8 protein-coding genes are annotated in these 10,831 nt (G+C 66.8%); 4 read left to right on the top strand and 4 right to left on the bottom strand.

Features of this window, described 5'->3' with window-relative positions:
* Nucleotides 1–225 precede the first annotated feature (225 nt).
* Nucleotides 226–1,806 carry a stealth family protein gene (locus tag ASF88_RS16345; protein WP_055921183.1) on the top strand — a complete coding sequence of 527 codons (1,581 nt, stop codon included), beginning with the start codon at nucleotides 226–228 and terminating at the stop codon, nucleotides 1,804–1,806.
* Between the two features lie 39 nt (nucleotides 1,807–1,845).
* On the opposite strand, the gene ASF88_RS16340 is transcribed toward ASF88_RS16345, so the two are convergent.
* The 4 genes from ASF88_RS16340 to ASF88_RS16325 all read right to left on the bottom strand — a co-directional run bounded on the left by ASF88_RS16340 (nucleotide 1,846) and on the right by ASF88_RS16325 (nucleotide 5,808).
* A complete protein-coding gene (locus tag ASF88_RS16340; RefSeq protein WP_055921180.1) occupies nucleotides 1,846–2,781 on the bottom strand; it encodes a phosphodiesterase in 936 nt (311 codons plus the stop codon).
* Nucleotides 2,782–2,874: 93 nt separating this feature from the next.
* Nucleotides 2,875–4,155: a glycosyltransferase gene (locus tag ASF88_RS16335; protein WP_162242589.1), complete on the bottom strand. Its 1,281-nt coding sequence runs from the start codon at nucleotides 4,153–4,155 to the stop codon at nucleotides 2,875–2,877.
* Between the two features lie 53 nt (nucleotides 4,156–4,208).
* The gene (locus ASF88_RS16330) at nucleotides 4,209–4,643 is read right to left on the bottom strand and encodes a hypothetical protein (RefSeq protein WP_055921174.1); all 435 of its coding nucleotides are present in this window, start codon (nucleotides 4,641–4,643) and stop codon (nucleotides 4,209–4,211) included.
* 64 nt (nucleotides 4,644–4,707) lie between these two features.
* The gene (locus tag ASF88_RS16325; protein WP_157498409.1) at nucleotides 4,708–5,808 is read right to left on the bottom strand and encodes a LacI family DNA-binding transcriptional regulator; all 1,101 of its coding nucleotides are present in this window, start codon (nucleotides 5,806–5,808) and stop codon (nucleotides 4,708–4,710) included.
* Between the two features lie 45 nt (nucleotides 5,809–5,853).
* Between ASF88_RS16325 and ASF88_RS16320 the strand changes: the two genes are divergently transcribed.
* The 3 genes from ASF88_RS16320 to ASF88_RS16310 are packed head-to-tail and all read left to right on the top strand — an operon-like array spanning nucleotide 5,854 to nucleotide 10,818.
* Nucleotides 5,854–7,344: an MFS transporter gene (locus ASF88_RS16320; RefSeq protein ID WP_082519033.1), complete on the top strand. Its 1,491-nt coding sequence runs from the start codon at nucleotides 5,854–5,856 to the stop codon at nucleotides 7,342–7,344.
* Nucleotides 7,341–8,381 carry a Gfo/Idh/MocA family protein gene (locus tag ASF88_RS16315; protein ID WP_055921165.1) on the top strand — a complete coding sequence of 347 codons (1,041 nt, stop codon included), beginning with the start codon at nucleotides 7,341–7,343 and terminating at the stop codon, nucleotides 8,379–8,381. Before ASF88_RS16320 ends, ASF88_RS16315 begins: the two co-directional genes overlap by 4 nt.
* On the top strand, nucleotides 8,359–10,818 hold the full coding sequence (locus ASF88_RS16310; RefSeq protein ID WP_055921162.1) for a glycoside hydrolase family 2 TIM barrel-domain containing protein: 2,460 nt from the start codon (nucleotides 8,359–8,361) through the stop codon (nucleotides 10,816–10,818). The genes ASF88_RS16315 and ASF88_RS16310 overlap by 23 nt, the downstream gene beginning before the upstream one ends.
* Nucleotides 10,819–10,831: the final 13 nt, after the last annotated feature.

Raw genomic sequence — 10,831 nt, 5'->3', positions numbered from 1 at the left:
CAGAGGCTATTTTCAGTTTCCGATTTGACCCCAGAACCCGACAAAAACCCCACGGTTCACCTTGTAGATCCGCGCCATTACAGTGTCGATGGCATCGGGCCACCGCATCGCGTGCAGAGTGAGCGACCAGCGCCAGTTCTGCGACGTACCGTGGTCGGCCTGAGGTAGGGGGAGGCTCGAGCCGGGTCCTCCGACGCGACGCGGGGAGCCTAGAGTGAGGGGCGTATGCCTGACTACCCTCCCGCCTCCCTTTCCGTCGAGCCCGAACCCGTCGTCGTCACGAGCGACGCCGGCTCAGGTGCGCCACGGTTCGCCCGCGACGGCATCGTGCAGCGAAAGGGCAAATTCACGCTGATCTCCGGCCCCTTCACACCGCGGGAGTCGATGATCGAAGACCTTCTCACGGTCGCCGACGCGCTGGACGCCGCGGAGCTGGAATACCTGCTGGTCCGTGGCGACGACAACCGGCCCATCATCGCGATCGACCGCCGCCGCCGCAAGCAGACGGCTGCCGTGCTCGCGGCAGCCTTCGCCGACGAGCCGTTCTACGTTCGCAGCCTCGACCACGAGGACGACGACCTGCTCGTTGCAGACGGCAGGCTTTCCCGTCGCAAGGCGGACGTCCTGCGGCTGTACCGTCCCCGGGTGGAGCCGGTCGGCCGCCTGCGCTATGGCGCCGACACCGCGTTCCAACTGGAGTTCTGGCGGTTCGGCGACGACGAGATCACCGCTCCGCGTCCGAACGCGATCATGCGGCCGCGACTCCCGCGCAGCGAGGCAGTGGAAGCGGAGGTGGAGCTGTACGGTCGCCCCTGGCGCACCCTCCAGCAGATGTTCGATCCGCTGGCGAGCGACATCGCGTTCGATATCGACATCGTGTTCTCGTGGGTGGACGGTTCCGACGCCGAGTATCAGCGGCAGCGTGCCGCGCGGATGGCATCGTACGTCGTCGGCGAAGGAGACGACAACGAGGCGCGGTACCGGCAGATCGACGAACTCAAGTACGCGCTGCGCAGCGTCCACATGTTCGCGCCGTGGATCAGGAACATCTACATCGCGACCGATTCGCCCGCGCCGCCGTGGCTCGATCCCGAGCATCCGAGCATCCACATCATGCGGAGCGAGGACTTCTTCCCCGACCGCTCCGGGCTCCCGACCCACAACTCCCACGCCGTCGAGAGCCAGCTCCACCACATCCCGGGGCTGGCCGAGCACTTCCTGTACTCCAATGACGACATGTTCATCGGCCGCCCGCTGTCGCCGGACATGTTCTTCTCACCCGGCGGGGTGACGAAGTTCGTGGAGGCGGGCACCCGCATCGGCCTCGGCGAGACCGACCCGGCCCGCAGCGGCTTCGAGAACGCTGCCCGCGTCAACCGGCGGTTGCTTTGGGAGCGGTTCGGCCGCGTGACCACCCGCCACCTGGAGCACTGCGCCGCTCCGCTGCGGATCAGCGTGCTGCAGGAGATGGAGCGGGAGTTCGCGGAGGACTTCCGCCGCACAGCGGCCAGCCCGTTCCGGTCGGCGACGGACATCTCGGTCACCAACTCGCTCTACCACTACTACGGGCTGATGACCGGTCGTGCTGTCACCCAGACGCAAGCGAAAGTGCTCTACATCGAGACCACGCTGCGGCAGGCGCCGGACATGATGCGCCGGCTCCTGAAGAAGCGCGACCAGGACATGTTCTGCCTCAACGACGGCTCCCACCCGGAGATCGAGCCGGCCGAGCGCCTGCGGATCGTGACGGACTTCCTGGAGCGGTACTTCCCGTTCCGTGCACCATGGGAGCGACCTCCCGAGTAGTGAGGCGACGACCCTCGTCAGTGCGGGATCGGGGTCCGGTCAATGCAAGATCGGGATGGGCGTAGTCGGAGGTTGCTCGCGAACCGACCGCCGCACAGCCTCAGGGATACGGATGCCGTCGGCGGCCAGACGCCGCGCCGACTCCTCCGCGTCGATGTAGTCGAGCGTCGGGTACTGCCCGAGCGGGACGACCGAGTGCAGCACGGTGTCCGGGTAGACGTGCACAAGATTGAAGGCGCGGGCGCCGTCGCGACCGCGGGTCCCGCCGACCGGGACGTTGAGGTCCTGCGTGTAGCAGCTCGCCGAGGCGACGGAGACCGGGATGCCGGCGAACATGGCCGTCGACGAGTAGTGCAGGTGCCCGGCGATGATGGAGCGCACGTCGCTCCCCTCGAGCACCTCGCGGAGCTGCCACTGATCGCGCAGCTCGACCGAGACGGCCAGGTCGAGAACGCTCGGCACGGGCGGGTGATGCATCGCCAGGATGGTGCCCTCCGGCGCGGGCGACGCGAGCTCGGCGGCCAGCCAGTCGAGCTGCGACTCGCTCACGTCGCCGTAGTGGTGGCCGGGCACGGTGGAGTCGAGCGCGATGATCCGCAGTCCCCCGATCCAGTGCACGTCGTCGACCGGCGAGGTGCCGCCCGACTCGTCTCGCAGGGTGCGCCGGAAGGCGGCGCGGTCGTCGTGGTTGCCCATCACCCAGATCACGTGCGCGCCCATCCGTGCGGCGACGGGCTCGACCAGCGCGCGCAACCGCGCGTAGGCGTCGGGCTGGCCGCGGTCGGCCAGGTCCCCGGTGAACACGATCGCCTCCGGCCGGCCGCCCGACCGCTCGACCTCGTGAAGCAGCCCCCGGAGGTGCTCCTCGCTGTCGACGCTCCCGTACAGGCGCTCACCAGCGGCGAGCAGGTGCGTGTCGCTGATGTGGAGCAGGAAGTGGTCCGGCCGCGGATACTCCGCGATTCGCGTCTTCACCCGGCTATCACACCACCCCCGACTGAACGGGCCGTGAACGTCCCTGGCGTGGCGGGGGCTTCAGTCGGCGGGCAGCGAAATAATTACGCACCGCTAGTGCGGTGAATCGAGGAGGGCCTCCGTGTGCTCGACCACTTCACGGGGTCCGTCGTGCCGGCGGAGGGCCTCGCCTATGCGTTGGGCAACCGTCCGGTAGGCGGGCTCGCCGGAGACCCGCTGCCATGCGCGCAGGATCGTGCGAGGAGACGGTGTTCCCGTGCGCAGATTCACCCCGGCGCCGGCCCAGGCGACGCGGGCGGCGACTTCCGGCTTGTCCAGGTCTCCGCCCGCGATCACCAGAGGCACGCCGTGGTGCAGCGCCGCCAGCACGCCGCCCCACCCGCCGTTGGTCACCATCACGTCGATGCGGGGCAGAAGCCGATCGTACGGAAGCAGGTCTGCGACGCGGGCGTTCGGCGGCGCAGGGAACGGCAACCCGCTGTTCCCGCGCACTCCCGTCGCGACGGCGAGCTGCACCCGCTGACGTCCGAGCGCTGCGAATGTCGGCCGGATGAGGTCGGCAGGATCCACATTCTGGGTGCCTTGGGTCACATGCACCACCGGACGCGGGTCCGCGAGCGATTCCGGCCACCACGCGGGGTCCGGGATGCCGCTGCCGGCATGGTCCGTGAGCTCGCCGACCCAGACGATCCGTCCTGGCCACTGAGGGCGGGGGTACTCCAGTTGCTCGACGCCGCTGGCGCACACCAGATCGCGTGAGTACAACGCCTCCTGGAAGGTGAGTGCGCTCGGCGGGAGGCCGGCGAGAGCGCGTTGCTCGTGGAACGCGTGCTGAATCGGGCGGGACACGGCCGAGAGCGCCGCCCACAATGCGCCGTCCCGCAGGCGGCCGAGCGCCGACGTCGCCGGTAGGAGGCCCAGGCCGGGTGGCGGTGCACCCGGGGACGGCGTCGCGAGGGGGACGAGCGCGACCGTGACCCGCGGAGTGCCGGTCCGTTCGGCGGCCAGATGCGCGCCGAGGGAAAGACCGTCGGCGACGAGGACATCCCAGGGCCGCGCGTCGAAGGAGGCAGTCAGGTCGGCGCACTGCGCTGATCCCGTTCGGACGAACAGGTCCTCGACGTTCACGATCATCTGGCGGGGGCCCTTGCGGCCGCGCAGCCGCGGGAATGTCGGGGCCAGATCGTTCTCATCGAAGTCCGGCGCCCTCTCCCACAGCACAGGTTCCGCCCCGTCGGCGCGGAAGGCGTCGGCGTGGGCTGACCCTGTGTACACGCGCACCCGGTGACCTGCTGCAGCGAAGGCGCGCGCCACCGCCCGCATGGGCGCGACGTGGCCGGAGAACGGCATGACCGCAAGCATCACCTCTGCCATGCCAGACATGGTGAGGGATGCCGGCCGGATGGCGCTAGAGCGGTGATGGCCGGCTAGAGGCAGACCCAGCAGTAGAGGTTGTGGTTTGCGGCGGTCGCCTTCGATGCGAGTACGCGAAGCTCCAGGAGGAAGTGCGTGGCCACGTCAGGATCCATACCACCCCAGAACTCGTCGATCTCCGACCACGGATCGGCGGAGGCGACCAGCTCATCGAGCGAGCATTCCGTGAGGTGTGCTCGAAGGCCCTCGTTCAGTCCCCACACCCAGCGGCCGCCGTCTTGCTCAGCGACCATCCGCCCTCCAGTGGGGCTGTCATCCGTTGCGACTCCGGAGAGGATCGCCTCCAACTGATCCATCTCGACAACGGGAAGAATGCTGAAGAGAATCACTTGGTTCGCTTCGGGAATGACCCCCTCAGGACCATCCTCAAGAAGCTTGGCGGCGTCGGCATCGGACGGTGCGCTGAAGTACTGCGTGAAGATGGACACGCCGACATTGTGCCCGAAGCGGGGCGCCGAACCTCGGTAGGCCGCGAGTACATTCGCGTCGGGCTTAGGTCGTCTCCCCTGGAATCAGTTCCACCAATTCGCTGAGGTCCAGCTCAGCCGACGTGGGCTCCGGCAGCGGGCGGCGCGACGACAGCGATGCGAGGTCCCGGACAAGGGCGTCCATGATCTTCGGCTGGTCGACGAAGACCGTAGTCAGTCGGGGAGTGATCAGCTGGCCGACAGCCGTTCTGTCGACTCCGACGAGGGCGAGGTCTTCTGCCACGCGAAGGCCGAGGCGCCGGGCGGCGGAGAGGACAGCGATCGCGACGTCGTCGTTGTAGCAGCAGACGCCGATCGGAGTGGAATCGGCCCCCGAGAGCACCGCCCTGAGCGCTGTCGTCGCCCCGTGCGCGTCGAGCGGAATGCGCGCAATGAGGGGTTTCGCGAGGCCTCGCTCGCGGGCCTCCCGCTCGATGCCGTCGAGTCGTGGAGGTCCGAAAGGATCGAGCCGCTTGTCATCGAGTGCGGCGTACACCAGCCGCCGGGGCCCTGCGCGCAGCAGCTCACGAACTTGCATCCGACCGATGTGAATATCGATCGGGTCAGGGTCGGCCCGGTCAGCGAGGGGGGTTCGGCGGGGAACGACGCGAGTTCCGAACGCTTCGATACGCTCGCGTTGCTCGTTGCTGAACACTCCAAAGTCGACGACCGCCGTCGGCCGCAGATCGAGCACGGACGTCAGCGTCGATTCGTCCTGCATACTGGCGAATCGCACCACCACGCTCATTCCCTCTCCCGAGGTGGCGTTGGTCAATCGGTCGACGGAGTCTTGCAGGTGGGGCCCGAAGGTCGCGTTGGGTACGACGACGACGATGATGTCGCTCAGGCCGGTGACCAGTGCCCGACCTGCGCGAGATGGTCGGTAGTGGAGGGCCTTCGCTGCCGCGAGGACGCGTGCGCGGGTCTCTTCGGGGAACCGATCATCGCCGTTGAGTATTTGGCTGACGGTCGAACGCGAGACGCCGGCGGTCGCCGCGACATCCTTGCTCGTCGCTCGCCGGGCGGGCCGCACATCCACCGTCATCCGACCAGTCTGCCACATCGGAGTTGACACGTGACACCGACTCGCTTTACGGTGGTGTCGCGTGTCACTGACACGTGACACCGATCGGTGATGTGACCGGTCCCAAATCTGACGAGGGAGTCAACAATGGCGAAGGATTCCACCCGGACTTCGGCAGAGCAGCAAAGAGCAGCGGTCGCCGTGAGCGCGGAGGAGTCGCTGACCGCCTCCCTGGCTGCCAACGCGGTCGGCGAGGCGGTTGAGGACACGACCGGTCAGAAGCTCAAGATCCGCGAGCGGCTCGCCTACGGCGTCGGCGACATCGGCGGGAACTTGATCTTCGCGCCGATCTCGGCCTTCCTGCTCTTCTACTTCACCGACACTGTGGGGATCGGCGCTGCGATCGCCGGCACACTGCTGCTGTTCGGCCGCGTGCTGGACGGCACGATGGACCTGGTCCTCGGCGCACTGATCGACCGCACGAACACCCGCTGGGGCAAGGCCCGGCCCTGGATCCTGTTCGCGACCCCGGTCGTGGTGATCTCGTTCATCCTGCTGTTCAACATTCCCGCAGGGCTCGGGACCGGGGCCAAAGAGGTCTACGCGTTCGTCATGTACTTCATCTGCCTCGGCGTCGGCTTCGTCGGGTCGAACCTGGCGTACCACACGCTGCTCTCTGTGATCACGAGCAATTCGAAGATGCGGGTCTCGCTCACCGTCATCCGCACCTTCTTCGCTCTGGTGACCACGCTGGTCGTGAACTTCGTCACGATCCCGGTGATCACCGCGAACGGGGGCGGGCAGAACGGATGGACGATCATCTCGATCGTCTACGGTGTGATCTCCGCCCTCACATTCTTGATCGTGTTCTTCGGCACCAAGGAGAGGATCAAGGGGACGATCAAGCAGGACGACGGCAGCAAGCTGCCGCTGGGCAAGTCGCTCGGAATCCTGTTCCGCAACCCGTACTTCTTCCTCGCCTTCGGCTTCTTCCTGCTGAACTACGTTCTCACCGGCACCGCCGGTGTCGGCGTGTACTACGCGAAGGATGTCCTCGGTGACCCGAACATCTACAGCTTCCTCGGACTGGTTCAGCTCCTCCCGCTGATCATCGGCCTCTGGTTCATGCCGGCCATCATCGCTCGGGTCGGCAAGCGCAAGCTCATCCTGGTGGGTGTCGTGATCACCGTCCTCGGCTGCGTCATCTCGCTCATCGACCCGAGCAGCATCACCCTCGTCATCGTGGGCGGCCTGGTCCGATCCGTCGGAGGCATCCCTGCCGCGGCAGGACTGTTCGCGCTCGTGGCAGACGTCGTGGACTACGGGGAGTGGAAGAGCGGCGTTCGCCTGGACGGCATGACGTACTCGGCCGCGACCGCCGGCCAGAACTTCGGTGCCGGCCTCGGCGTGGCCCTTGTCGGCTGGCTCCTCGCCGCCGGCAACTACAACGGCCAGGCCTCCAGCCAGCCCGCGTCGGCGGTCAACATGGAGATCCTCCTCTACCTCTGGCTTCCGCTGATCATCTCCGTGCTCATGGGTGTCATCATCTGGTTCTTGAACATCGACAAGAACCTCTCCCAGATCCAGCGGGACCTGGCTGCCCGGCGAGCTGCGAAGGCTGCAACGGTGCAGGGATGACGTCACCGTCGGCAGGAGGAGGACTGAGCTGGGCTGTCATCGGCACCGGTCTCATCTCCCAGCTCATTGCGAACGACCTCGCCGTGACCCCGGGGGCCGACTGCTACGCGGTTGTCTCCCGAGATCAGGCGAAGGCGAACGCGTTCGCGGACGAACATGGGTTCTCCGTCGCGTACTCAGACCTGCACCGGATGCTCGCAGACCCCGATGTGGACATCGCCTACGTCGGGACCCCGCACGCGACCCACGCGGGAATCGCAGTGGCGGCCTTGGAGGCAGGCAAGCATGTCCTGATCGAGAAGCCGATCGCCGTCGACGCGGGCGAGGCGCAGCGCATCGCCGACGCGGCGGCGGCAAGCGGCCGATTCGCGATGGAAGCAATGTGGATGCGGTTCCTTCCCGCATATCGCGGGGCGGTGGTCGCAGCACTCTCCGGCGCGATCGGCGACGTCCGCAGTGTGCGCGCATCCTTCGGCTTGCCTTTCGATGCGCCGGACTCGCCACGATGGAGCGCCGAACGGGCCAGCAGCACACTGTTGGACCAGGCGATCTACCCGGTCACCCTCGCGCTCGACGTCCTCGGCGCACCCGATCGCGTCTGTGGGTCCGGTTGCATCCGACCGGACGGGGTGGACCTCGCCGAGCACATGACCTTCGACTACGCGGATGGCCGATTCGCCCAGCTGGCGGCTTCGATGGTCGATTACGCGGAACCGACAGCGACCATTAGTGGAACCGAAGGCTGGATCACCATCCCGGCGCCCTTCTGGTCCGCATCCGAGTACCAGAAACGCAGCGGGCCGATCCCGGATGCACTCGCACGGGTCGACACGACCGCGTTCACGCGCGACGGGTACGGCTACGTGCCGATGCTCGCCGCGGTCACCGAGGTGATCGTGGCCGGCCTCACCGAGCATCCCCTCCACCCATTGGCCGACAGCGTCGCAACGCTGTCAATGCTGGACGCCATCCGACGAAGCATCACCGAGACATCGCACGACCAGAGGAGCACCCATGAAGCGCACATCGTTCAATGACGGCTGGCAGTACCGCGAGAAGGTGAATCCGTTCGCGGAGCTCGCCGGGATCAGCGCACTGTACAACGACATCACCCTCCCGCACGATGCCCAGATCGGCCGCGACCGCGACCCGGAGGGTGATCGAGCGGTCGCCTTCTTCCCAGCCGGTGCCTATCAGTACCGCAAGAGCTTCCTGGTGCCGAGCGAGTTCGAAGGGAAGCGGATCGTTGTGGAGTTCGAGGGGGTCTACCGCGACGCGACGGTGCACATCAACGGGAGCTTCGCCGGTCAGCGACCCTACGGCTACTCCGGGTTCACCATCGACGCCGACACATTCCTGCGCCCAGGCGAGGAAAACACCATCGAGGTCGAAGCGCGCAACGGGGAAGACTCTCGCTGGTATACAGGCGCCGGAATCTACCGCAACGTCTGGCTCCATGTCGGCCCCGAGGTGCACATCCCCGCTGACGGCCTGAGGGTGACGACGCCCGACGTCGAGGCGGACGCCGCCATCGTCGAGGTGGACGTGACCGTCTCGAACACCCGCAACCGCCGCGCAACCGTATCTGTAAGCGTCAACATCACCGATCCATCCGGTGCGACGGTGGCCACCGGAACGGTGCCAGTGACCGTGGAAGCCAACGGTTCGGCGTTGAGCCGGCAGCGGCTTCGAGTGGGAGCGCCGGCCCTGTGGAGCGCCGAGGCTCCCGCGTTGTACACCGCGCATGCCGAGCTGTCGGATGACGCGGTCATCGACCAAGCCAGTAGTTCGTTCGGGATCCGCAAGCTGCAGGTGGACCCGGTTCGAGGCCTGCGGGTCAACGGCCAGACGGTCAAACTGCGTGGAGCGTGCATCCATCACGACAACGGCATCCTCGGCGCGGCGACCTTCGATGCTGCGGAAGAGCGCCGCGTACGGTTGCTGAAAGAGGCCGGCTTCAACGCCATCCGATCCGCTCACAACCCGATCAGCGCAGGGCTGCTCGAAGCGTGCGACCGGCTCGGGATGTACGTCATGGACGAGACGTTCGACATGTGGACATCGGGAAAGATGTCGCACGACTACTCGCTCCGGTTCGCGGAGTGGTGGGAGCGCGACGTGGAGGCGATGGTCGCCAAGGACTTCAACCACCCGAGCGTCATCCTCTACTCGATCGGCAATGAGATCCCGGAGACCGGTTCGGCGGCCGGCGGGATCACCGGCCGCGCACTAGCGGAGAAGGTCCGAGCGCTCGATTCCACCCGATTCGTGACCAACGCCGTCAACGGCATGTTGGCAGTCATGGACGATCTGAAGGCGATGGGCGCCCAGCGCGGCAGCAGCGCGGACGAAGGCGCCGGCATCAATACGATGATGGCGAGCGGGCCGGGGGACTTCATGAACCAGATCGGATCCTCCCCGCTGGTCACGGAGAAGACCGCCGAGTCGTTCGGGCTGCTGGACATCGCCGGAATGAACTACCTGGATGCACGGTACGTGATGGACAAGGAACTCTTCCCCAATCGTGTGATCGTCGGGACGGAGACCTTCCCTACCCACATCGACCACAACTGGGGACTCGTCACCGACAACGCTCATGTCATCGGCGACTTCACCTGGACGGGCTTCGACTACCTCGGCGAGGTCGGCATCGGCGCGCCACAGTATCTGGCCGAGGGGGAGCAGCCGACTCTCAGTGCCGGCTTTCCGTGGATCGCCGCGTGGTGCGGTGACCTCGATTTGATCGGAGGCCGTCGCCCGGCGTCCTTCTACCGCGAGATCGTCTTCGGTCTCAGGCCGGAACCGTACATCGCGGTGAACCGCCCGGGTCGTGATGGCACGTTCTACGCGGGGCCGTGGACCTGGAGCGACAGCATCGCCAGCTGGACCTGGTCGGGCCATGAGGGCGCCACGCTGACGGTCGAGGTCTACAGCGACGCAGACGAGGTCGAGCTTGCGCTGAACGGTGCTGTGATCGGGAGGGCGGCCGCCGGTCGCGAGCACGCTTACCGAGCGGAGTTCCCTGTTGCGTACACACCCGGGACGCTGGTGGCCACTGCCATTCGAAACGGCATCCGGGCGGAGTCCTATACCCTCACGACGGCAGGGCCGGCGGTTCAGCTTCTGGCAGAAGTGGACGCCGAGACCGCCGACGGTATCCGATTCGTCCGCATCGGATTAGCGGACGGCGACGGGAGGATCGTCTCAGACGCCGACCGGCCGGTCACCGTCGAGCTGGAGGGTGAGGCGAAGCTCCTCGCGGTGGGGTCCGGGAACCCCGCACCGGCAGACTCGTACGTGAGCCGGCAGCACACCAGCTTCGATGGTCATGCGCTCGCGGTCGTGCAGCTGGCCGGTGACGAGCACGTCGATGTGACGATCACCGCGTACGGGCTTACGGCGGCGCGGTTGTCGTTGAGTGCTGATGGCGTCGAGTTCCTCGACCGCGAGAGGTCGCTCAGCGCAGCGGGATGACGATGGCGAGTGG

The organism is Leifsonia sp. Leaf336 (genome assembly GCF_001423695.1).
Lineage (GTDB): Bacteria > Actinomycetota > Actinomycetes > Actinomycetales > Microbacteriaceae > Leifsonia.
Note: the sequence above shows the minus strand (reverse complement) of the source record. Positions and strands in the feature narration are given on the sequence as shown.

Coding starts and splice junctions, on each gene's coding strand:
- ASF88_RS16345 (WP_055921183.1), top strand. CDS start 226: ATGCCTGACTACCCTCCCGCCTCCCTTTCCGTCGAGCCCGAACCCGTC.
- ASF88_RS16335 (WP_162242589.1), bottom strand. CDS start 4,155: ATGGCAGAGGTGATGCTTGCGGTCATGCCGTTCTCCGGCCACGTCGCG.
- ASF88_RS16320 (WP_082519033.1), top strand. CDS start 5,854: ATGGCGAAGGATTCCACCCGGACTTCGGCAGAGCAGCAAAGAGCAGCG.
- ASF88_RS16315 (WP_055921165.1), top strand. CDS start 7,341: ATGACGTCACCGTCGGCAGGAGGAGGACTGAGCTGGGCTGTCATCGGC.
- ASF88_RS16310 (WP_055921162.1), top strand. CDS start 8,359: ATGAAGCGCACATCGTTCAATGACGGCTGGCAGTACCGCGAGAAGGTG.